This window comes from Streptomyces sp. HB132 (assembly GCF_016909575.1).
GTDB lineage: Bacteria > Actinomycetota > Actinomycetes > Streptomycetales > Streptomycetaceae > Streptomyces.
The window spans coordinates 60,976-85,396 of record NZ_JAFBGA010000017.1; the positions used below are offsets into that span (position 1 = coordinate 60,976).

Below are 24,421 nucleotides of genomic sequence, written 5' to 3' on the forward strand. Positions count from 1 at the left end.
CCACCGGGAACACGACCGCCACCACGCCCCGCCGAGCGCCGCGGCCACGGTGGCCTCACCGGTGTGCGCCGGTGACTGTGCACTGGACGTAACCACGTTCGATCGCCCTGCGTGACACCGGGGAAACGGCGGTTTCGTACCCTCGCGTTATCAGCGTCCCCCATGAAAGGCCGTTCATGACCGTGCCGAATCCGCAGCCGGACACCCCCACCCAGGTGCGGACGGTCTGCTCGTACTGCGGTGTCGGCTGCGGGATGGTCCTCGACATCGGCATGGGCCCCGACGGGCGGCGTACGGTCCTGAAGGCCGCGGGGGACAAGGCGCACCCCGCGAACGGCGGTCGGCTCTGCACGAAGGGGGCGACGAGCGCCGAGATGCTGGCCGCCCCCGGCCGGCTGACGACCCCCCTGGTGCGGGCGGACCGCAGCGAGGAGCCCGCGCCGGCGCCCATGGAAGCGGCGGTCAGGGAGACCGCGCGACGGCTCCGCGCGATCGTCGACGAGCACGGGCCCGACGCCCTCGCCCTCTACGTCTCCGGGCAGATGACGCTGGAGGCGCAGTACCTCGCCAACAAGCTGGCCAAGGGCTTCGTCCGTACGAGCTGGATCGAATCCAACTCCCGGCTCTGCATGGCCGGCGCGGGCAGTGGCTACAAGCTCTCGCTGGGCGCCGACGGCCCGCCCGGCTCGTACGAGGACTTCGGGCACGCCGACACGTTCCTCGTCATCGGCTCGAACATGGCGGACTGTCACCCCGTCCTCTTCCTCCGCCTCATGGAGCGGGTGAAGTCCGGCGCGAAGCTCATCGTGGTCGACCCCCGGCGCAACGCCACCGCCGACAAGGCGGATCTCTTCCTGCAGATACGCCCGGGCACGGACCTCGCCCTGCTCAACGGCGTGATGCACCTCCTCATCGAGAACGGACACACCGACCCGGAGTTCATCGCCGAGCACACCGAGGGCTGGGAGGCCATGCCCGGCTTCCTGCGGGACTACCCGCCCGCCGCGGTCGCGGAGATCACCGGCATCCCGGAGGCCGACATCCGCCTGGCCGCCCGCTGGATCGGTGAGGCGGGCGAGTGGATGAGCTGCTGGACCATGGGCCTCAACCAGAGCACCCACGGAACCTGGAACACCAACGCCCTCGTCAATCTGCATCTCGCCACCGGGGCCATCTGCCGCCCGGGCAGCGGCCCGTTCTCGCTCACCGGCCAGCCCAACGCCATGGGCGGCCGCGAGATGGGTTACATGGGCCCCGGCCTGCCCGGCCAGCGCGCACTGCAGTCGGACGAGGACCGGGCCCACGTCGAGGAACTGTGGGACGTCGAGCCGGGGACCCTGCGTACGGACGCGGCGGGTACCGGGACCGTCGACATGTTCCGGCGCATGGCGGACGGCGAGATCAAGGCGTGCTGGATCATCTGCACCAACCCGGTGGCATCCGTGGCCAACCGCCGGACCGTCATCGAGGGGCTCGAAGCGGCGGAGTTCGTCGTCACCCAGGACGTGTTCGCCGACACCGAGACCAACGCCTACGCCGACATCGCCCTGCCCGCCGCGCTCTGGGGCGAAGCCGAGGGGGTCATGGTCAACTCGGAACGCAACCTCACGCTCGCCGGACAGGCAGCCGATCCGCCGGGGGAGGCGTGGCCGGACTGGCGGATCATCACGCGCATCGCCTGCGAGATGGGCTACGAAGAGAACTTCGGCTACACAAGCGCCGAGGAGATCTTCGACGAGATCAAACGGGCCCACAACCCGAAGACCGGATACGACCTGCGCGGAGTCACCTACGAACGGCTGCGGCGCACCCCCGTCCAGTGGCCCAGCGCCGCCCTGGACGGGCCCGACCGCAATCCGGTCCGCTACCTGAACGACGGCGTCAGCCAGACCCTGGCCGTACGCCCGGACGGGAGCGTGCCCCGGCTGGCCTTCCCCACCGCGAGCGGCCGGGCGGTGTTCTTCGCCCGCCCGCACGTGCCCGCGGCCGAGATGCCCGACGACGACTTCCCCTTCGTGCTCAACACAGGCCGCCTGCAGCACCAGTGGCACACCCTGACGAAGACCGGGAAGGTCGCCAGGCTCAACCGGCTGAACCCCGGGCCCTTCGTGGAGATCAGCCCGCGGGACGCGGCAGCCCTCTCGATCGCCGAGGGCGACTCGGTCGAGGTCGCCTCACGGCGTGGCCGCGCCGTGCTGCCGGCCGTCGTGACCGACCGGGTGCGGCCCGGGGACTGCTTCGCACCGTTCCACTGGAACGATCTCTTCGGCGAGTACCTCAGCGTCAACGCGGTCACGAACGACGCCGTCGACCCGGTGTCCTTCCAGCCCGAGTTCAAGATCTGTGCCGTGACACTGGTGAAGGTCGCCGCCGCACAGGTCCTTGCCCCCGTGCCTGTGGAGGCCGCCGAGGCCCCCGTCGCCGTCCTCGCCGGCGTGTTCGGGATCGCGGACGCGGCCCCGCCCGCACTTGCCGAACACGAGCGGCGCTACCTGACCGGGTTCCTCGCGGGGCTCGGCACACAGCCCGCGGGCACGCCCGTGCTCCCGGTGCACGCACCGTTCGAGCCGGACCACGCCCTCTGGGTCAACGGGGTGCTGGCCGGCATGTTCTCCCGGACTCCCGGCGCCACGTCACGAGACGCTCGACCCGACGGGACGACGCAGGTACCCGATGCGGTTCCAGGAAGGCAGATCGTCGTGCTGTGGGCGTCGCAGACCGGGAACGCCGAGGTGGTGGCCGCGGCGGCGGCCCGGCGGCTGACCGCCGAGGGGCGGACGGTGACGCTCCTCGGGATGGACGACCGGCCCCTGGAGAGCCTCCCGCGCACAGCCGATCTGCTGGTCGTCACCAGCACGTTCGGAGACGGCGAGGCTCCGGACAACGGCTCCGGTTTCTGGCAGTCCCTCAACGGGGCCGACACGCCCCGGCTGGACGGCGTGCGCTATGCCGTACTCGCCCTGGGGGACTCCTCGTACGACGACTTCTGCGGGCATGGCAGGCGGCTGGACGAACGCTTCGGCGAACTCGGCGCCCTGCGGCTCGTCCCCCGTACCGACTGCGAACCGGACTACGAGGAGCCGGCCGGGCGGTGGCTCGACGAGGTGTTCGCGGCACTGGGCGTCCCGTCCGGCCCTCCTGCGCCGCCCGCTCCCGTGGCCGCTTCCGTGACCCCGGCCCGCTCGGAACGCCCAGCGACCGGGCGCCTCGTGGGCAACAAGCTGCTCAGCCTCCCCGGGGCCACCAAGGAGGTTCGGCAGTTCACCTTCGACACGCAGGACAGCCCTGTGCCGCTCGCGTACGAAGTGGGTGACGCCCTCGGGGTGGAGGCACGCAACTGCCCCGATCTCGTGGCGGAATGGCTGGCCGTCACCGGACTGGACCCCGCGGCACCGGTCGACCTGGCAGGCCTCGGCCCCGTACCCCTGGGCGAGGCGCTCCACCGGCACCTGGACATCGCCCGGATCACTCCCGCCCTGCTGCGACTGGTCTCCGAGCGCACCCACGACCGCACCCTCAGGAAGCTCCTGCGCCCCGACAACAAGGGTGAACTCGCCCAGTGGACCTGGGGGAGGCAGGCCGTCGACGTCATCGCGGAACACTCCGCCCGCGCCACCGCGGCCGAATGGACCGGGGCCCTCACGCGGCTCCGGGCCAGGCTCTACTCCATATCCTCCAGTCCGCTCAGCGACCCCGGCCTCGTGCATCTCACCGTCTCCGTCGTCCGCTACGAGAACCGGCACGGCGCCGTTCGCAAGGGAGTGGCCTCCACCTTCCTCGCAGACGCGGAGGCGGGCAGCCCCGTCCCCGTCTTCGTCCGGAGCGCCCCGCACTTCCGGCCTCCGGCAGACCCGGCCACCCCCATGGTGATGGTCGGCCCCGGCACCGGAGTCGCCCCGTTCGTCGGATTCCTCGACGAACGGCGGGCCCTCGGCCACACAGCCCCCAACTGGCTGCTCTTCGGCGAGCAGCGCAGCGCCACCGACTTCTACTACCGTGAGGAACTCGACTCCCTGCGCCGCGACGGCACCCTGACCCGGCTGGACACCGCCTTCTCCCGCGACCAGCGCGCGAAGGTCTACGTCCAGGATCGGATGCGCGAGCACGGTGCCCAGCTGTGGTCCTGGCTCCAGGAGGGTGCCCACTTCTACGTCTGCGGCGACGCCTCCCGGATGGCGAAGGACGTGGACCGGGCGCTGCGGGACATCGCCGTGGCCCACGGCGGACTCCAGGAGAGCGCCTCCGCCGCCTACGTCAAGCAGCTCGCCGCCGACAAGAGGTACGTGCGCGACGTGTACTGAGCTCAGCTCAGCACGACGGCCGCCGTGGGGGCCGGGAGACACAGCGCCCCGCATCGGAAGGAGGGCGGGTGCACGGTCGCGCCGCGGGCCCGGCGACCGTGTGCGGCGTCCTTCCGCGCTCCCGGGGCATCGGCGGAACGGCCGGCCTGCGGACCGGCGACGTCCAGCCCCTCACGCCGCCTCGACGACACCTTCCTGCACCGCGGATCCCCACTCGACCAGCAGCCGCTCATACTTCTGGCGGGCCTCCAGTGAGCCCAGACCGCCGTCCACGAGCGCGCGAATCTCCGCGTTCAGCTCGGTGAGTGAGCGGACAGGCTTCTGCTCATCAGGCGGTAGGGGCATGCGCCCATTCTACGGGCGGGGGCTGACAATGACGTCGACCGCGTCGAGGACGAGGGTTGACGACGGGGAACGACCGGCCTCCGGCGGGCGGTGCCGACGCGGGGAACACGGCCCCGCCCCCTGCGGTGCCTGGCCGCCCCCTCGCCCCTGTGCGGCCTCCCCTGAACCATGCGGCCGGGGGATGAAGTTCCTGGTGGGGCGGGTCAGCCGGCCGACTCGCCCGCGTGGGGGCTCAGTACGCCCGCGCCGACCAGGATGAAGAGCACGATGCCCAGGATCACGCGGTAGATGACGAACGGCATGAAGCTCTTCGTCGTGATGAACTTCATGAACCACGCGATGACCGCGTAGCCGACCGCGAACGCGATGACCGTCGCGAAGATGGTCGGACCCCAGGAGACGTGCCCCTCACCGGCGTCCTTCAGCTCGAACACGCCCGAGGCCAGCACCGCCGGGATCGCCAGCAGGAACGAGTAGCGGGCCGCCGCCTCACGGGTGTAGCCCATGAGCAGGCCACCGCTGATCGTCGCGCCCGAGCGGGAGACACCGGGGATCAGGGCCATCGCCTGGCAGAAACCGAAGATCAGGCCGTCCCTGACCCCCAGCTCCTTGAGCGACTTGCGCTCCTTGATCGCCCGGTGCTTGCCGCCGGTCTCGTCGCGCGCCGCGAGGCGGTCCGCGATGCCGAGGACGATGCCCATGACGATCAGTGTCGTCGCGATCAGGCGGAGGTCGCGGAAGGGACCCTCGATCTGGTCCTTGAAGGTCACGCCGAGGACACCGATGGGGATCGAGCCGATGATGACCAGCCAGCCCATCTGGGCGTCGTGGTCGCTGCGCATCGAGGAGTTCGTCAGGGACCGGGACCAGGCCGAGATGATCCGTGCGATGTCCTTGCGGAAGTAGATGAGGACCGCGGCCTCCGTGCCGATCTGGGTGATCGCGGTGAACGCGGCCCCCGGGTCGTGCCAGCCCGCGAAGGCGGCGGTCAGCCGCAGATGCGCGCTGGAGGAGATCGGCAGGAACTCGGTCAGTCCCTGAACGAGGCCCAGGACGAATGATTCGAACCAGCTCATGGGGCTTAGGCCATCCCGGAGGTACTCATGCAACGGCCGACGGACGTGAAAGCCGTCGGCAACGTGCGGATGCGGTCAGAAAGGGGGACGGGACGCCACGGCCCCGGACATCCTCTGTCGGTTGCGGGCAGCGTATCGCCTGGAGGTGAACAGACTCCCGCCTGCCCCTGGCTACGCCGCGCCGCCGGCCTCCTGGCCGGACCGCGCCGCCTGCCCCGGGGGAACGGCGCCGTCGGCCCCTCCCAGCCTGTGCCGCTTGCGCCAGGCCACCAGCGCGGCACCCGCGCCGGACAGCACGATGAAGCCCATCGCCGCCAGGAAGACCGGCGACGTCGGCGAGGAGGCCGTACTGCCGGCGATGACGTAGGCCGCCGTGTTCGGGATCGAGCCGATCCCCGTGGCCAGCAGGAACGGCGGGTAGCCCATGCGCGAGGTCGCCGCACAGTAGTTGGCCGCGGCGAACGGCACCCCGGGAAAAAGTCGCAGCGCGAGCATGGACCTGAACCCGTGCCGGCTCAGCAACCCGTCCGCCGCCTTCAGGTACTTGCCGCGCAAAAGCGTCCGGAGCGCGTCCTGCCCCAGCACCCGGCCGAGCAGGAAGGACACCCCGGCACCGAGGACGGTCCCGGCCAGCGCCGCCGCGAGACCGGCCTGAGCGCCGAACAGCGCACCGGCGGCCAGGTTGAGCAACGGGCGCGGCACGAAGGCCACTGTGCACACGCCGTACGCGAGTCCGAACAGCATCGCCGCAGCGGAGCCCGTGAGTTGGGGCGGCCAGCCGGAGGCGAGCAGCCGCTGTGGTTCGAACAGCAGCATCGTGGTGGCGGCGGCCAGCAGGACCGCCACGAGCAGGGAGAACCGGGACCAGGGGGAGAGCAGCGCCCTCGTACAGCGCACTGCGAGGCCACCGGAGGGCCGTGTTGCGGGGACGGGGTCGAACATTTGGGGAGCGTAACCGAATCGTGTGTGTGATCGCCGTAATGGGCGGGCGCCCGGCGGCGGGCAACCAAGCCGCGTACCCGAGCCGGGCGCAACGTTTCCCCCGCCGGAACCCAGGACCGCCCGAGCCCTGAGGCACCGCACGCTTCACAACAGGCGGGACAGCACGTGCGCGTCGAGGAAGCCCCGCTCGGAGGCGGGATCGTGGAGCAGCCGGGCGAACGGTGTGAGCCCGGCCCCGGCGAGCGACTCGGCCATCCGGTCCACCGGCCAGCTGTAGGCGGGCGCCACCTTGTGGTCGAAGAGGACCGGCTCGGGTCCGTCGGTCCCGAAGAACGAGACCAGCAGCAGGCCGCCCGGTGCCAGGACGCGGACCTGCTCGGCGAGCAGCGCGCCCAGTTCTCCGGGCGGGGTGTGGATCATCGAGTAGTGGGCCATCACACCGCCGAGCGACCCCGTCTCGACCGGCATGGCCTCCATCCGCGCCTCGTCGAAGCGCAGCTCCGGATGGGTCCGCCGGGCGTGGTCGATCATGGCGGGGGAGAGGTCGAGCCCGAAGGCGTCCAGTCCCAGGCCGGTCAGCATGGCCGTCAGATGCCCGGGCCCGCACCCGACGTCGGCGGTCCGCAGGTTGCCCGTCCCGCGTACCAACTCGGCGAAGGTGCCGATCATGGACCGCGCGAACGGCTGCGTCTCCAGTCGGTCGGCGAACATGGACGCGTAGAGTTCGACGATCCCGTCGTAGGCCGTCCTGGTCTCGTCGTGGTGTCCCACCATGGGGAAGCCTGACCTCGCAGTCTCTGTTCCGAGGGCTTTTCTCGACCTGTTCCGCCGCCACCGCAGGCCCTTTGCCGCTTCGACGGTGGAAGTCATCCCGCCACGACCTGCTCGCCCTTCCGGGGCGGTGGCGCGGCCGCTCCGTGGCGTCGGTCGATCAGGGACAGGAGCGGGCCGGTCAACGAGGTGGTGGCCACCGCCATCACCAGCAACGCAAGATACAGGCCGGAGGTGAGCACTCCGGCGCTGTACCCGGCCTGGAGCAGGACGATCTCGGTGAGCCCGCGGGTGTTGAGCATGACGCCGATGCGAAGCGCCTCGGTATGCCCCTCCCCGCCCAGGCGGGAGACCGCGTAACCGCCGCCGATCTTGGAGAGCACGGCCACGATCGTCGCGAGGATCGTCACCAGCCAGGGGATGCCCCCCGAGCCCGTCCACACCGACAGCCCGGTGGCGACGAAGAAGACCGGAACCAGCCACAGGCCCAGCGTGGACACCCGGCGGACCGGTGCGTCCCAGTGCGGGGAGCCGGGCGGGATCATCAGGCCCACCATGAACGCGCCGAAGATCGCGGTGAGTCCGAGAGACTCCGCCACGTCCGCCGCCCGGAGCGCGCAGAAGCCCAGGACGACGGCCACCGGCCAGGTCCACCGGGCGCAGAGGCGCTCGGCGCGAGAGGTCTTCAGCAGGCGGCGGCCCAGGACGGCCACCGGGACTCCGGCCACCAGCACGACGGCGGCGGTGGAGATGCCGCCCGAGCCGGGCCGGGCGACAGCGATCACCACGGCCAGCAGCAACCAGGCGACGGCGTCGACGAGTGCCGCCGAGGTCAGTGAGAGCCGTCCGGCGTGGGTTGCGGTCAGGCCCCGGTCGGCGAGGATCCTCGCGAGGACGGGCACCGCCGATACGGCCATGGTGATCGCCAGCAGCAGCACGAAGGCCAGGGTGGGCGCGGTCCCCCGCAGGGAGGGCCGATCGTGGAGGACGAGCCAGCCGCCGAACGCCGCGCCGGCCATCAGGGAGGGCACAAGGGTGCCCAGCGTCGTCCAGCCGATGGCCCTGTCCCGCAGGCGGGAGGCGTCCAGACGCAGCTCGTGAGCGACGCCGACGAGGAACAGCACCAGCCCGGCGTGTCCCAGGTCGCGCAGCGGCTCCAGCACGTCTGCCGGTAACAGGACGGCCTGCGCACCGGGCCACGCCCAGCCGAGTACCGCCGGCCCGAGCAGCATGCCGAAGGCGATCTCGCCGACGACGCCGGGCTGCCCGATCCGGCGGGCGAGCCGGCGTCCCAGAAGCCCGACGACCAGGAAGGAGCCGAGTGCGGCGATCGCGTGTGCGGCTACCGGAAGCGTCACCGGCCCGCCGGTCCATCACCCGCCGCGCCGTCGCCCGTGCCGTCGGCCGTCAGGAAGTCGACGGCACGGCGGACCACGGCGTCGTCGCGCAGCACCCTGGTGTGACCCAGGTCCCGCACCCGCATGAGCTCACCCTGCTCCCAGGCCGCCACCAGCGTCTCGCTGTCGGTGATCGGGGACTCCGGGTCGTTCTCGTCGTGGACGACGAGCAGCCGGCTGGTGAAGTCCCGTGCCACGACGGCCGGTTCGATGGCGTCGAAGGAGATGTCGAGCCATTCCTCCGCACGGGAGCGGACCAGCGCGATGGCCTCGGGCGATACCTGCATCACCTCGCCGGACCGGCGCCAGAGGCTGATGTAGCTGCTGATGGGGTTGATGAACACGGCGCGCTCCAGCGTGACACCGCGCGACATGGCGTAGGTCGTCGCCGCGGCGCCCATCGAGTGGGCGACGACGGCATGGAAGGGGCCGTACCGCTTGTCGGCGGCCTCCACCGCCTTGGCGAAGTGGATGACGGAGGACCGTTCGCCCTCGGACTCGCCGTGCCCGGGGAGGTCGGCGACGACCACCGAGCAGCCCGCCCGGACCAGCGCGTCCGCCAGGACGGTCAGGTGCCCGGCGTTGCCGGCCCAGCCGTGGACCAGCAGGATCCGCCGCTCGCCCTCGCCCCACAGGTAGTGGACCACCTTGCCGCCGTCGACGACCTCGACCTCCTTGGCGGCCTGCTCCAGGATCGGCCGGGTGGCGTTCGGGGGCTGTGTCCGCATCGGCGTGAAGGCCAGCCGGTGCAGCTTCTCCGTGATGTCTGTGCTCAATTCGATCGCCCCTTACCTTGTTTCTTCCACGTTCCGCAGATGCGCGGAGATGATCTTCCGGATTTCGGATGATTCCACGATGTCGAAGTGGTCGGCGCCCTCGACGAGTTCCACGGTGGAATTCCGCCAGTTCGCATGCAGTTCCCCGGCATGCGCCGGCGGTACGTATGTATCGGCCGTGCCGTGGACGACCAGCCCGGGCACATCGGTCGCACGGGCCGCCGCAAGCGCCGAATACTCGTCCCACACCGTCGCGCCGAACCTTCTCTCGATTTCCGCGACGAGCCCCCGGACCCGGTCGTCGTCCAGGAAGTTCGCCTCGGCGAACCTCTCGACGAGAAACATCTTGCCGGGCGGCGAGGAGATCGACACCAGGGTCCGCGCGGACACCCCGGCGTGCCACGCGGTCAGGGCCCACAAGCCGCCCATGGAGTGGCAGACCACCGCGTGGAGGCCCGTGAGCCTGTCGTACAGGGCGCGCAGCAGGGCGCGGATCTCGGAGGGATCGCACGTGGTGCCCAGTGCCTCCCCGTGCGGCGGCACGTCGAACAGCACCACCCGATAGCCCTGGGCGAGGAGTCCTTCGGCGATCGCCACCATGCTGCCCAGATTGGTGTTCAGTCCGTGGACGAGAAGCACGGTCGGGCCGCTGCCGCTCTGGAAGTACTTGTAGAAGCGGCCGTTCACCTTGAGGGTGTGCGAACGGCACCGATTGAGGAACGCCTTCGCGAACGGATCGTGCGGCAGCTTCACGACCGTGTAGAAGCGCTCCACGAGGTCGTCCACGGATTCGGTTCGGCTCACAGTGCATTCCTCGATCGGTGTCGGTGGCTCGTTTCGGCCGCCTCTTCTCCGGCAGGCTCTGCCCGTCGGGCAGGCCGGAACGCTCGCCGCGTCGGTCGGGTGCGCCGCAGGGGCACCTGGGCTCGGCGTGATCCGGACGAGAGGCCCCGGGGGGAGTCCGCAACGTCCCGCCCCGCCCGCAAGACGTCGCGGGCCGGGCGGGACCTCGCGGACCCCCCTAGCTGCCGCGCTGCTCGCTCAGCGCCGCGAGACACTGCCTGGCCCGCTCAGGAAGGACGTACTCACCTTCCTTCGCGATGCGGTCGTACAGCGCCTCGACCCGCTCGTAGTGATCGTCGAGGTTCTGGTCCAGCAGGTGGTACTCGGACTTGTTGTAGATGCCGAACTGGAGGTCGGTCATCAGGCCGAACGGATCAATGTCCGCCGCGCGCCGTGTCCCGCCGAACACCAGACGCAGGAACTCGTCGACGCTCTCGTAGCCGAGCGTGGCGAGGAGGAACTCGATCGACGCCCACTTGCGCCTGGTCTGGTAGGCGCGCTCGTCCGGATCGACGATGAAGTCCAGACCGCTGGTCATGCCCTTCGGGTAGTGCACCTTGTTGAAGCAGCGCAGGTCGATGGTGAGGCGGTCCTTGGCCGTCCGGGGCAGGGTGCTGTCGGCGTGTGCCCGGTAGTTGTCGAACACCAGCGCGTCACCCACCCGGCTGTCGCAGTAGTACCCCGGAGACGGTTTGTCCGCGTACGTCTTCGCCCAGTACATCGCCATGAGGAAGTCGCGCACCGACGGCAGGTCCAGCTCGGACAGCTTCCCTTCCAGGAAGAGGTACAGCGCCTTGTCGACGGCGTCCTTCTCCTCGCCCTCCAGCCCGTACTCCAGCATCTTCTCGTAGACGTACGGGAGGTTGGGGGCCTCCAGCTCGGCCTCCTCGAAGATCACGAAGGGCTGCCGGCTCAGCGGAGTCGGGGTCAGCGCGGTGTGGAAGCTGCGGTACTCGGTGGGGAAACCGAGCTGCTTCTTCACCAGCGACGGGATCTGAAGCGCGATCGAGCTGGCCGCGTGGGTTCCGTACGGCCGCTTCTCGGCCGGCACGATGAAGGCGTTCACCACCGCGGTCTCGACCTCGGGGAAGTGCTCCTGGACGATGTCCTGGTTGAGGTCGTAGAAGCGCTTCGCCGAGGGCACGAACAGCACGCAGTTCTCGAACATGGTGGAGACCGGGAAGTAGCTGCCGATCGAGGCGGCGGCGAAGCTCTCCTGGATCACCGCCTGGCAGCGCAGCTGGCGTGCCAGATTGTCCGCCAGATCGTCGTCCAGGTTCATCCGGACGACCTGCGTGGGGATCCCTTCGGGCTGGAAACAGCTCGTGTTGAGCGCCCGGTGAGGAGGCAGCCGGGACTCCATCTCCCCCTTGTCCACCTGGTACTTGTCCAGTACCGGCGACAACTGCTCGGCGTGCACCGCCGCCGACGAGTGCAGGAAGGTGCCGGTCTTCTGGTAGGTGCCGGTGACCGTGGCGTCGTCCACCGCCGCGTCCGCCCCCTGGGTAGCGTCGCTCATGACGTCGTGTTCTCCCCTCGATCCGAAGTGTTGATGCGGTCCACATAGGTGCGGACGAAGTCCTCGTCGACGGGCGGGGACGGGTAGTCCTCCGCGCCGAAGACGGCGCCTCCCATGGGGAGCGCGGCGAACATGTCCGCCAGTCCGTCCGCCGTCAGGTCGTCCACCAGGGCGGCGATCCGGGCCATGGGGCTCGTCGGATGTCCGGCGGCGAAGACCAGTGCTCGCCGGCGCCATTCGTCGAAGGGCACGATCCCCGCCCCGCCGCCGGCCGCACCGACCATCTCGAAGAACCGGTCGAAGTCCGGGGCCCCGGAGTTGACGAAGTCGTAGTCCCTGCCGATCCGCCCCAGGTCGCTGGTCATCGCTTCGGCGATCGTCCGGCACAGGTAGTCGACCGGCAGGACCGCCGAGAGGTCGGCGGCCAGGGACGGGAAGCTCCCCATCTCGAGACAGCCGGTGATCAGGTTGTGCAGGAAGTCGCCGCGGTCGAGCCTGAAGTGCCCGGTGCGTGTCGAGGCACCCACGAACGGCAGCCGGTACGTCGACGCCTTCGCGCCGCGCCAGCGGGCTGCGGCCACCATCTGCTCCGCCTGCCACTTGGAGGTCAGGTAGCCGTACTCCCGGTTCTCCTCGGTGACCTCGTACCCCAGGTGCTTGGGCAGCGTGGCGAAGGTGGAGACGAAGTGGAACGCCTTGCCGCGACCGCGTGAGGCCAGGCGCAGCGCCTCGTGCGTACCGACGACGTTGGGGCCGGTGTAGTCCTCCAGCGGCCGCATCCAGTCCACCAGGGCGCCGGAGTGGCAGATGGCGTCCACCTGGTCGGCCAGTTCGTCGAAGACCTCCTCGTCCAGGCCGAACAGCGGCTGGGTGAGATCGCCCACCACCGGGTTCAGCAGCGGCGCGAACTCCTCCTTCCACAGGCCGTAGCCGTCGAGGGCGCCGACCAGGCGCTCCATGGCCCGGCGGGTGTCGTCCGCACGCACCAGGCAGTAGGCGACCACCTCGGAGGCGAGCAGTTCGTGCAGCAGGTAGGCGCCGACGAAGCCGGTGGCGCCGGTGACGAAGACCGCCTCCGGGCGTTCCGGCGCCCCGGTGGCGTTGCCGAAGACCAGGTCGGGGTGCAGGCAGCCCTTCCGGGCCGCGGACAGGTCCCAACCCGTGGCCTCGGCGGCCTCGGCCGCCTCGGTGTCCACCGGGCCGGTGGCCGTCCCTGGCGCCGCGTCCAGCCCCGCCTCCAGCAGCTTCGCCAGCAGGAACTCGCTCAGCGAGGTGAGGTTGGGGTGATCGAAGGCGATCTTCGCCGGCAGGGCGAGTCCGGTCAGGTCCGCGAGCTGGTTGCGCATCAGTACCGCGGTCAGCGAGTCGATGCCGATGTCCTGCAGCGGCACGGCCACGTCCACGGCCTCGGGCGAGGCGAAGCCCAGGGTCTTGGCCACCTCCTCGCGGACCACGCTCAGCACCACGGCCGGGTACTCCCCAGGCGTGGCCTCGCCGAGCAGCTTGCGCAGGTCCGTTCCGCCGCCGGCCCGGGAGCGCTTGCCCGCGTTGCCGCTGAGCAGCGCGCGGAACAGCGGCGGTATGCCGCCACGATTCTCGTAGTAGTGCTGCACGCGGTTCAGGTCCAGCGCGGCGGCCATGGTCAGCGCGCGGCTGCTCCGGGCGGCGAGCTCGAGGAGCTCCAGGCCCTCGTCCGGTGCCAGCCGGTCCAGGCCGAGCTGGGCGAAGCGGGCCCGGTCGAACTCGCTGAGCCCGGCGGCCATCCCCTCACCGTCCCAGGGGCCGAAGGCCACCGAGGTGGCCGGCAAACCCTTGGCCCGGCGCAGGTGGGCGAGCGCGTCCAGGAAGGCGTTGGCAGCGGCGTAGTTCCCCTGGCCCGGCGCTCCCATGACGCTCGCGATGGAGGAGAACATCACGAAGAAGTCCAGCTCCGTGTCCTGGGTCAGCTCGTGGAGATGCCACAGGCCGTCCACCTTGGGCAGGAACACCGAGTCGAACCGTTCCGGTGTCAGGTCCGTCAGCGCGCCGTCGTCCAGCACACCCGCCGCGTGGACCACGCCGCGCAGCGGGCGCTCGTCACCGAACAGGGCCAGCACCGCGGCGACGTCGTCGCGATCGGCCGCGTCGCAGGCCAGCACGGTGGCGGTCGCGCCCAGCTCGGACAGTTCCTCCACCAGGGACTGCGCTCCGGGGGTCTCCATCCCGCGGCGGGAGGTCAGCACCAGGTCGCGTACGCCATGGGTGCCGGCCAGCCACCTGGCCACGCGTCGGCCGAGGTCGCCGGCGCCACCCGAGACGAGCACCGCGCCGTCCGGCCGGACGAACTGCCGCTGCCGGGCGGGGACCAGCACCACCTTGCCCACGTGCCGCGCCTGGGCGATGAAGCGCAGGCCGTCGGAGGTGTGGGTCATGGGGAAGGCCCGCAGCGGCAGCGGCGCCAGCTTGCCCTGCGTGAACAGCTCGGCGACGGAGACCAGCATCCGCTGGATGAGGTCCGGCCCCGCCTCGGGCAGGTTGTAGACGGTGTAGGTGACGCCCGGATGGCTCCGGTCGATGGCGGCTTGCTCCCGCACATCGATCTTGCCCATCTCCAGGAACCGTCCGCCGCTGCCCAGCATGCCCAGGCCGGCGTCGATGAACTCGGTGGCCAGGGAGTTCAGCACCACGTCGAAACTTCCGCCCGACCCGCCGCCGCTCCCGCCGAAGTGTTCGACGAATCCCAGATCACGTGAGGACGCCAGATGGGCGTCGTCCAGGCCGAGTTCCCGCAGCGCGGGCCACTTGGGCTCGCTGGCCGTGCCGTAGACCTCGGCGCCGTGGAGCCGCGCCAACTGCACCGCCGCCATGCCCACGCCGCCGGCCGCGGCGTGGATCAGCACCCGTTCGCCCGGTCGCAGCGCGCCCAGTTCGTGCAGGCCGTACCAGGCGGTGAGGAACGTCATCGGGATCGTGGCGGCCTCCTCGAAGCTGAGGTGCTCCGGCATGCGCACCACACGGCGCGCGTCCGTGACGACCTCGGAGGCGAAGGAGCCCCGGGCCAGGCCCAGGACGGCGTCGCCCACCTTCACCTGGTCGACGCTGCCGCCGACCTCGGTGACCACACCGGCGAACTCCAGGCCGAACGCGGGGATCTCGACCATTCCCAGGGCGTTGAGCACGTCGAGGAAGTTCACCCCGGCGGCCCTCACCTCGGCGCGGATCTCACCAGGTGCGAGGGCCTGTTCGGGCAGTGGCTTCACCGTCAGCGGCTCGTCCAGGCGGCCCTTGGCGGCGATCTCCAGCTGCCAACGGCCTTCCGCCGGGATCTCCAGATCCTGGGCCGAGCCCACCCGCAGCAGCTGCGGCACCAGCACCTCGCCGCGCCGCAGGGCGCACTCCGGCTCGGCCTCCAGCATCAACGCCGCGGGGAGGGACTTGAGGTCCGCCTCCTCCTCGCCGAGGTCGATCAGGCGCAGGCCCAGCTCGGGGTGCTCGTTACGGGCCGTACGCATCAGGCCCCACAGCGGGCCCGCGCCCAGCCCGGAGACCATGTCGTCGGCGCCGGTGCCCACCGCGTGCCGGGTGACCCAGACCAGCGGCGTGCGGAACTCCGTACCCACCGCTTCCTGGAGCTGCTCCAACGCCCTGGCCGCGAAGGCGTGGGCCTGGGAAGGCACCTCCGCGTCGGAGTCCCACAGGCAGACCAGGCCGTCCAGGTCCTCGGCGTCCTCCAGTTCCCGGATCTTGATCACCTGGATACCGGCACGAGCCAGACGGGTCTTGACCTCCCGCGCCCACGGCACGTCCCCGGCCGGGGTCATCATGCCCCAGGAGCCGCCCAGTTCGACGTTCTCGGTCTCGACATGGCGCCAGTTGACGTCGAACTGGAAGCGGTCCACCCCGGCCGCCGCCAGGCGGCGCAGTACCGCGCGGTCCACCCGCCGTGCGTGGAGGCGGTGCAGCCGTCCGACATGGGCGCCGTCGCTGTCATGGATGTCCAGTGAGGCCCAGAACTCGCCGTCACCCAGTTCGAAGTCGGCCACCCGGACCCAGATCTCCGACAGGCCCTTGACCCGCAGTGACAGACGCTCGGCCTCGAACGGCACGAAGAGGTCGTCGCCGGTCCGGTTCTGCAGCCGCTGGGTCAGCAGCAGCGAATGCATGGCCGAGTCCAGCAGGGCCGGGTGCAGGACGTAGCCGGCGGCGGACTGCTCCGCACTCTCCGGCAGCGCGGCCCTGGCCCACACCTCCCCATCCACGTGCCAGGCATCCTTGATGCCCTGGAAGGTCGGGCCGTAGCCGTAGCCCAGGGCGTCCAGGTCGCGGTAGAGGGCGGACGCGTCGAGGGGCTCGGCGCCCCGGGGCGGGACCGTCACCGCGACGCCGGCACCGGCACCCTCCACGGGCGTGATCCGGCCCTCGGCGTGCAGTTGCCAGGCGCCGTCCTCACCCTCGGGCGCGCTGTAGACCTGGACGGGGCGGGCCTCACCGATCGCCGGACCCACGGTGACCTGCATCCGCACCGGCACGCCGGAGGCGAGCACCAGCGGGGAGGCGATGACCACGTCCGACAGGTCCCACTCGCCCTCGTGGGCGGCGTCGCCCGCCGCCCTCATGGCCTCGAAGAAGGCGGTGCCCGGCATGAGGACGGCGTCCATCACCCGGTGCTCCTGCACCCACACCGGCTGGTCGACCGCCACCACGTTGGTGAACAGCGACAGCTCGGTGCCGGCGATCTCCACACCGCCGCCGAGGAGCGCGTGGCCGGTGGGGTTCAGACCGGCGCCGACCTCGCGGGACAGCGGCGGCTCGAACCAGAACCGCTCCCGCTGGAAGGCGTACGTCGGCAGGGCCACCCGGCCGCCGCCGAAGGGCGCGAAGTAGCCGTCCCAGGCGACCTGGACGCCCCGCACGTGCAGTTCGGCCAGGCTCCGCTGGATGACCGAGGCGCCGTTCCTGCCCGGGGTGCAGGACGGTACCCAGGACACCGGCCCCTCGTCGGCCAGACAGGACGCCCCCATGCCGGACAGCACGGGCTGCGGGCCGAGCTCCAGGAAGGTGTTCGCGCCCTCTCGGCGCAGGCTGCTCATGCCGTCGCTGAAGCGGACCGCGTGGCGCACCTGGCGGACCCAGTAGCCGGGCTGCTCCAGTTCGCCCGGCGCGGCGAGCTCGCCGGTGAGGCTGCTGACGAGGGGGATCTCCGCAGGGTGGAAGCGGACGGTCTCCGCCACGGCCCGGAACTCGGCGAGCATGCCGTCCATGTGATGCGAGTGGAAGGCGTGGGACACGGTCAGCCGCTTGGCCTTACGGCCCTGCTCCGTGAAGTGGGCGGTGATCGACCCGACGGCGTCGGTGTCACCGGACAGCACGGTCTGCGTGGGCGTGTTGAGTCCGGCGACCGCCAGCTCGCCGCGCAGCCCGAGGGCGTCGATGGCCGCCTCCGCCTCCTCGCCGCCCACCTCCAGCGACACCATGGCGCCGCGGGCGGGCAGCGCCTGCATCAGGCGGCCGCGCGCCGCGACGAGCCGGCAGGCGTCGTCCAGGCTGAACATCCCCGCCACGTGGGCGGCGGCGAGTTCGCCGATGCTGTGGCCGAGCAGCAGCTCCGGCCGCACACCCCAGCTCTCCCACAGCCGCCAGAGCGCCACCTCCAGGGCGAACAGGGCGGGCTGGGTGAAGTCGGTGCGGTGCAGCAGAGCCGCGTCCTCGCTGTCCGGATCGGCCCACATCACCTCGAGCAGGGGCCTGTCCAGCCCGTCGAACCGGGCGGCGACGTCTTCGAGCGCCTCGCGGAAGACGGGGTAGACGTCGTGGACGTCCCTGCCCATGCCCGGAAGCTGGCTGCCCTGGCCGGTGAAGAGCAGGGCCAGCCGGGGTTCCGCGGTGTGGGTCCCGGTGCGCACCGCCTCGGCCGGCAGGTCCCCGATGCGGGCGAAGGAGGCGAGCTTGTCGAGGAGTTCGGCCTTGTCCTTGACCTGGAGCACCAGCCGGCGGCGGAAGTGGCTGCGGGTGGTCGCCAGGGAGCGGGCCACGTCACCGAGGCTGTCCTGGATGTTCATCCCCATGTGCAGGTGCAGGTTGTCCACCTGCTGGCGCAGGGCGGCGTCGGTGTGGCCGGACACCACGAACGGCACCGTGGACGGCAGCGGCGCAGGTGCCTCCTGCCCAGTGTCCTTCGCGGCAGGCCGCGGCGGCTCCTCGACGACCACATGGGCGTTGGTACCGCCGATTCCGAACGAACTGACGCCCGCGCGGCGCGGCACCTCCTTCGCCGGCCACGGGCGCTGCTCCCGGACGAGCGCCATGCCCGCACCCTTCCAGTCCACGGCGGGGGTGGGCTCGGCGACGTGCAGGGTCCGGGGAAGCGTGTCGTGGCGCATGGCCAGTACGACCTTCATCACGCCCGCCAGACCGGCGGCGGCCTGGGTGTGGCCGAGGTTCGACTTGGCGGAACCGACCCACAGCGGCACCTCGTCCGAGTGGCTGCCGCCGAAGACCTCCGCGAGCGCGGTGCCCTCGATGGGGTCGCCCAGCTTGGTGCCGGTGCCGTGCGCCTCCAGGTAGTCGATGTCGTCCGGCTGGAGCCCGGACGTGCCCAGGGCGGCCCGGATGACCCGCTGCTGGGCGGGGCCGCTCGGCGTGGTCAGGCTGGCGCTGTGGCCGTCGTGGTTGACGGCGGTACCGCGCAGCACGGCCAGGACGGTGTCGCCGTCGCGCTGGGCGTCGGACAGCCGCTTCAGCACGACCGCGGCGGAGCCCTCGCTCCAGCCGGTTCCGTCGGTGTCCGAGGAGAACGAACGGCAGCGACCGTCCGCCGACATGCCGCGCAGGCGGCTGAACTCGACGTGCAGTTCGGGGGTGAGCATCAGGCTCACACCGGCCGACACCGCGAGATCGCATTCGTTGTTGCGCAGCGCGTTGCAGGCCAGGTGGGTGGTGACCAGGGAGGAGGAGCACGCCGTGTCGAGGGTGAGGGTCGGCCCCTCCAGACCGAACACGTAGGACACCCGGCCCGACATGGTGCCGCCCGCGGAACCCGGGCCCACGTAGCCGTCGAGGTCGGTCAGCCCGCCGGCCATGGTGAGGCCGTACTCGTGGTACGCCGAGCTCTTCCCGACGCCGATGAACGCGCCGGTCTGACTGCCGCGCAGCCGGTCCATGGTGTAGCCGGCGCGTTCGAACGCCTCCCACGTGGTCTCCAGCACCGTGCGCTGCATGGGTTCGAGCGACCGGGCCTCGCGCGGCGAGATGCCGAAGAAGGGGGCGTCGAAGAGATCGATGGGGGTGATGAAGCCGCCCCTGCTGCAGTACGAGGTGCCGGGCACCTCCGGGTCGGGGTCGTACAGCGCCTCGGCGTCCCAGCGGTCCTTCGGGACCTCGACGATCCCGTCCCCACCGCGCTCCAGCAGCTCCCAGTACTCCTCCGGGGTGTTGGCGTCGCCCGGGAGGCGGCAGGCCATGCCGATGATGGCGATGGGCTCGTCCTGGACGGCGCGGCGACGGTCGGGCACGGCCTCGCGGCTGGTCCTCGTGCCGCCGGCCAGGTAGGCGGCCAGGGACTTGACGGTGAAGTGCTCGAAGAGCTTGGCCCCGAAGAGGGGACGTCCCAGCAGTTCCTCCAGCTGCGTCTGCACCCGGACGACCCGCAGCGAGTTGCCGCCGATCTCGAAGAAGTTCTCGTTGACGCCGATACGGTCGTGGCCGAGCACCTCCGCCCAGATGGCCATGATGTCCCGTTCCAGCTCCGTGGCCGGCCTGGCGGTGGCGTCGACCTCCACCACGGGGTCCGGCAGGGCGCTCTCGTCGATCTTGCCGCTCGGGGTCAGCGGAAGCTCGTCCACCTCCACGATGAACGCCGGCACCATGTACTCCGGCAGGTGCTCGGCCAGCCAGGGGCGCAGCACGCGGTGCAGCGGGATCCTGGCCGGTTCGCCGACCGCGGGCGCGTTGGCGTACGCGCCGAGAGCATCGTGGTCCAGCGCTTCGACGGGGCGCGGGCTGAGGTCGGGGGTCCGGCCGGGCCGCCAGAACAAGGCGTCACATCGCCAGGCGCCGCCTGAGGGGCTGGGCAGCAGGGCGAGTTCGAGGCCCGCAGCGTGGGCGAGGTCGGCGAGGTCGGTGGGGTCGATCCAGGACGTGGGCGCCGCCGAGGTGCCCGCGCCCATGATCTCCAGGGCCGGGGCGACCCGGCGGCACACCTCTGCCAGCCGGCCGTTGGGGACGCCGTTCAGTCGGAGCGGACGGTCGGTGACGGAACCCAGCTCGGCGCGGAGCGCGGCCAGGTCGAGGCCGTCGGCCTGCCAGTCCTTCTCCGCCGCCGGGGTGGCGGGTCGGGCGTCCTCGCCGATGTGAAGGGTGACGTCGTAGCGGTAGCGCGTCATCTCGTTGACGCAGCGGCCGTCGCGCAGGGTGATGTCGACGCGTGTGATCTGCGGGAACAGGTGCGGCAGATTGGTGAAGTAGTCCTGACTGATGACAAGTTCGCGCTCCGCCCGCATCCCGCGCTCGGCACGGCGGGCCAGTTCCAAGGCGGAGATCCCGGCAGCCTCCCTGTCCGCCCGGAAGTGCGCCACGTCGGCGTGGAAGGCGTCCAGCAGCGAAAGATCGCGTACGTCACCGAGGAAGATCCGGCCTCTGGTGACCGCCTTGGTCGCCCACTCGAGCACCGAGGTCAGATAGTCGACGCCGGGGAAGTACTGGGCCACCGAGTTCAGCACCACGGTGTCGAAGGCGCCCTCCGCCACCTCGGGGAGTTCGTGGGCGGCGCGCTGCTCACAGGTCACGTGCGGCAGGGAGGCCAGGTTCCGCCGGGTCATCTCGACGGCCGTGGCCGAGGCGTCCACGGCGTGGTAGGTACGGCACTGCGGTGCCAGGCCGAACAGCATCAGGCCGCTGCCGGAGCCGATCTCGAAGACGTTCTCCGGTGCGTGGGAGAGGATGCGCCGGACGGAACTCCGCTGCCAGTCGCGCATCTCCCCGTCGGAGAAGGGGAGTCCGTCGTAACCGTTGCGCCAGCCCGCCAGGTTGAACGTGGCGTCGGCGGTGACGGGATCGGAACCGGTGCCGGAGGGAGTGGTGTCGCCGCCGGCCTCGTACGCGCGGTCCCAGGCGGCGGCCCACTCGGCGAGGGCGATGCCCTGGTCGGCCGGGGCGGCGGCCGGAGCCGTGTCGCGGACGCAGTAGGCGACGAGTTGCTCGTCATGGCCGACCACCACGGCGCGGCGGACCGACTCGTGGCGGCTGACGGCCGCCTCCACATCGGCCAGCTCGATCCGGTGGCCGCGCAGTTTGACTTGGCGGTCGTTGCGTCCCAGCAGTGTCAGCCTGCCCGGCTCGACGAATCGGGCCAGGTCGCCGGTCCGGTAGAGGGTGCCGGGGTGGAAGGGGTTGTCCGCGAAGCGGAGCCCGGTCTGCCCGGGGTCGTTACGGTAGCCACGGGCCACTCCGGCCCCGCCGACGCACAGTTCTCCCGGGAAACCGAGCGGTACCGGCGACAGGTCCTCGTCGAGTACGTAGACCTGGGTGCGGTCGATCGGGCTGCCTATGAGGATGCCGTCCTCCGCGTCCCGGGCCGTCACCTCCCAGACCGTGGACCACACGGTGGTCTCGGTGGGGCCGTACATGTTCCACACCGAGACCTGGTCTCCGGCGGCGAGCAACCGGTCCGCCAGGTCGCGGGGGAGCGTCTCGCCGCCGCAGAGGATCTTCCTCAGGGTGGGGGTGCCCCCCCAGCCTCCCTCCAGCAGCAACTGCCAGGTGGCGGGTGTGCCCTGCACCATGGTGATCGCGTGTCGCTCCATCAGCCCGATGAGGGCCTTGGCGTCCATGGTTTCCTGGGCCTGGGCCATGACGGTGGTCGCGCCGCAGAGCAGTGGCAGGAACAGCTCCAGACCGGAGATGTCGAAGGACACGGTGGTGACCGCCAGCAGCCGGTCGGTGGCGTCGCACCCCGGCCGCTCCCGCATGGCGTTCAGGAAGTTGCACAGAGCCCCGTGGGTGATCTCGACCCCCTTGGGGCGGCCGGTCGAGCCCGAGGTGTAGATGACGTAGGCCAGGTCGGCGGCGCCCACGTCGACCGAGAGGTCCCCGTCGTGGCTCAGCTCGGCACCCAGGTGGACGCTCACGCAGCGGTTCTCCCAGGCGGCGAGGCCGGCGGGCGTTGCGGCGGGGGTGACGATGAGCTTGGGATCGGCGTCCTCGACCATCTGGCGGATGCGTTCCGAGGGAAACCTGGGATCGACGGGCACGTAGGCGGCGCCCGTCTTCACGACCGCCAGCAGGGCCACGACGAGGTCGATCGACCGGTCCAGGGCCACGCCGACCAGGTCGCCACGGCCCACTCCACGGCCGGTCAGCGCGTGGGCGAGCCGATTGGCGCGGGTGTTGAGCTCGGCGTAGGTCAGGCTGATGTCGGCGCAGACCAGCGCGGTGTCCTGGGCATGGTCGCGTGCCGACTGTTCGAAGAGCTGGTGCAGGCCCTGCTCGGGGAGGTCCGTGGTGGCACCGGCCGTGTCGTTGAACTCCTCGACGAGGAGGGCGCGTTCGTCCGCGGTGAGGAGGTCTGCGTCGGCGGGGAGCAGCTCCGTGGCGGAGGAGAGGCGGGCGCACCACGCGGTGAACTGGCCGGCCAGTCGCGCGACGTCCCCGGCGGCCAGGAGCGAGGCGTCGTGGTGGAAGGTGACGAGCGCACCGTCCTCGGCACCGTCCTGCTGGATGTGCAGTTCCAGTTTCGGACGGTGGTCGCCCTGGGCACCGGAGCCGGGGCCGGCGGTGTCGCGCGTGCCCCATGAGATCAGCACGTCCGGTGTCAGTGCGCCGCTGTTCCAGCGCGCCCGAAGCGCTTCGTCCCGGCCGACGGCGTCGCGGCGGATCCATCCCTGCTGCCGGCCGCGGGTGAACTCCCGCTCCACCGAACGCAGGTTCTCCGGGATCGTCGTACCCGCGTCGACACGGCACAGCAGGGGCAGCCAGGCGGCGAACAGGTCCCGGTGCACGGCGTCGACGCCCTCGCGAGGGGCCGCCACCGCGAGGTGGACCTCCCGCCGGCCGCTCGCCCGGCTCAGGAAGATGCCCAGCGCGCCGGCCAGGTAGGAGGCGGCCGCAGCGGACGCTTCCGGGCCGTCACCGGCCCGCAGCGGGACGTGGCATCGCACCTGTACGGGATCCGCCTGCCGTCCGCTCCCGGCCCCGGTCCCCGCGCGGGGCCGCGGGTAGGGGAGGCGGTACAGGTCGTCGCCGCCCCCGATCAGCTGCTCACGCCAGCGGCCGGCGGCCTTGGAGGCCCTGACGCCCGCCTCGGTCAGACGCGTGCCCGCGTCCTCGCCGGGGACATCCAGGATCGTGCCCGGCCGGATCCCATGGGCCGCCGCGACGGCGCCGGCAGACCGTTCCTCGCCCTCCAGCGTGGACAGCCGGGTCAGGGTGACGCTTCCGGCGTCCGTGGCGACCCGCAGGCCCGCCGCGTCGTCGCAGGAGAGGACCGTACCGGGCGCGCCTGCGGTGTCGTCCGCGGTGTCGTCCGCGGTGGAAGCGGCGCCGGTCCGGAAGTCCGCTGCCCGGACGGCGTAGAAGTGCCCGTCGAGGTTGACCTTGGGCCACACCAGCGGGCTGGCGAAGGGGCCGTAGTCGGTGGCCCGGACCATGGCGGCGATGCGCTCGGCCGGGAGACTCCAGTCGATCAGTCCCTCGGCGGCGAACTGGGTGTGCCGCGAGAAATACCGGCGCTTCGCCAGGTCCTGGGGTGTCGGGGTCTCACGGCCCTCCGCGATCTCGTCGAGCAGTCCGGCCAGGCCGGCGACGGCCGCCTCGTCGCACTTCAGGCCCAGCGACAGAGCGGTGTCCTCGGGGCCGATCGCCACCGGCACCCGCGCCAGCACCTCACCGCCGTCGACCACCTCGGCCATGCGGTGCCAGGTGATGCCGTACTCCCGCGCCCCGTCCGCGATGGCCCAGGAAGGCGTGTGGAGGCCCGAATACTCGGGGAGCGGGCCGTAGTGGTAGTTGACGGCGGCCCGAGTCGCGCAGCCCAGCAATGTCTCGGGTACCACCGCGTAGTTGCCGACGCTCAGGAGGAGGTCGCAGGACAACCGCGGTGCGAGCTCCACGGCCTCGGCGAGTTCGTGGTGCGGGATGCCGGCCTTGACCGCCCAGGACCGGGCGGTGGCGTCACCCGTCACCACGGCCGTGATGCGGTGCCCTTTCGCCACGAGTACTTCGCCGCAGCGAGCGAGTACGCTCCCGCCGCCGATCAGGACGGAACTCAAAGACGTCATTGCCGTACCTCCCCGTGAAGACCCGCGGCGCGTCCTGTGGGCGCCACCGGTCCAGGGCAGGGCGACGGAACGGCACCCAGGCAGCCTTGTAAGGCCCTGCGTGTACCGGTTCCAAGCGTGCGCACAGGGTCTGGTCCCCCGTGCGCACGTGCCGATCCCCCCGAGATCGAGCGGCGTCCGCCCCCACGAGCAGTCGTGCG

General features: G+C 71.3%; 10 protein-coding genes. 1 reads left to right on the forward strand and 9 read right to left on the reverse strand.

What is annotated here, in order from left to right:
- Window positions 1-176: 176 nt before the first annotated feature.
- Window positions 177-4,301 carry a bifunctional nitrate reductase/sulfite reductase flavoprotein subunit alpha gene (locus JOC24_RS28080; protein WP_205023209.1) on the forward strand — a complete coding sequence of 1,375 codons (4,125 nt, stop codon included), beginning with the start codon at window positions 177-179 and terminating at the stop codon, window positions 4,299-4,301.
- Between the two features lie 171 nt (window positions 4,302-4,472).
- Here JOC24_RS28080 and JOC24_RS28085 read toward each other — a convergent pair whose 3' ends face one another.
- The 9 genes from JOC24_RS28085 to JOC24_RS33880 form a co-directional block, all read right to left on the reverse strand.
- Complete coding sequence (locus JOC24_RS28085; RefSeq protein ID WP_205023210.1) at window positions 4,473-4,646, reverse strand: hypothetical protein; 174 nt, start codon at window positions 4,644-4,646, stop codon at window positions 4,473-4,475.
- Between the two features lie 203 nt (window positions 4,647-4,849).
- Complete coding sequence (locus JOC24_RS28090) at window positions 4,850-5,722, reverse strand: undecaprenyl-diphosphate phosphatase (protein WP_205023211.1); 873 nt, start codon at window positions 5,720-5,722, stop codon at window positions 4,850-4,852.
- 171 nt (window positions 5,723-5,893) lie between these two features.
- The gene (locus tag JOC24_RS28095) at window positions 5,894-6,664 is read right to left on the reverse strand and encodes a TVP38/TMEM64 family protein (protein WP_205023212.1); all 771 of its coding nucleotides are present in this window, start codon (window positions 6,662-6,664) and stop codon (window positions 5,894-5,896) included.
- A gap of 144 nt (window positions 6,665-6,808) precedes the next feature.
- On the reverse strand, window positions 6,809-7,438 hold the full coding sequence (locus JOC24_RS28100; protein WP_205023213.1) for a class I SAM-dependent methyltransferase: 630 nt from the start codon (window positions 7,436-7,438) through the stop codon (window positions 6,809-6,811).
- Between the two features lie 92 nt (window positions 7,439-7,530).
- The gene (locus JOC24_RS28105; RefSeq protein WP_205023214.1) at window positions 7,531-8,793 is read right to left on the reverse strand and encodes a cation:proton antiporter; all 1,263 of its coding nucleotides are present in this window, start codon (window positions 8,791-8,793) and stop codon (window positions 7,531-7,533) included.
- A complete protein-coding gene (locus JOC24_RS28110) occupies window positions 8,790-9,608 on the reverse strand; it encodes an alpha/beta hydrolase (RefSeq protein WP_205023215.1) in 819 nt (272 codons plus the stop codon). Before JOC24_RS28110 ends, JOC24_RS28105 begins: the two co-directional genes overlap by 4 nt.
- Window positions 9,609-9,620: 12 nt before the next feature.
- A complete protein-coding gene (locus JOC24_RS28115; RefSeq protein ID WP_205023216.1) occupies window positions 9,621-10,412 on the reverse strand; it encodes an alpha/beta fold hydrolase in 792 nt (263 codons plus the stop codon).
- Between the two features lie 217 nt (window positions 10,413-10,629).
- A complete protein-coding gene (locus JOC24_RS28120; RefSeq protein WP_205023217.1) occupies window positions 10,630-11,970 on the reverse strand; it encodes a hypothetical protein in 1,341 nt (446 codons plus the stop codon).
- Complete coding sequence (locus JOC24_RS33880; protein ID WP_205023218.1) at window positions 11,967-24,221, reverse strand: polyketide synthase; 12,255 nt, start codon at window positions 24,219-24,221, stop codon at window positions 11,967-11,969. Before JOC24_RS33880 ends, JOC24_RS28120 begins: the two co-directional genes overlap by 4 nt.
- Window positions 24,222-24,421: the final 200 nt, after the last annotated feature.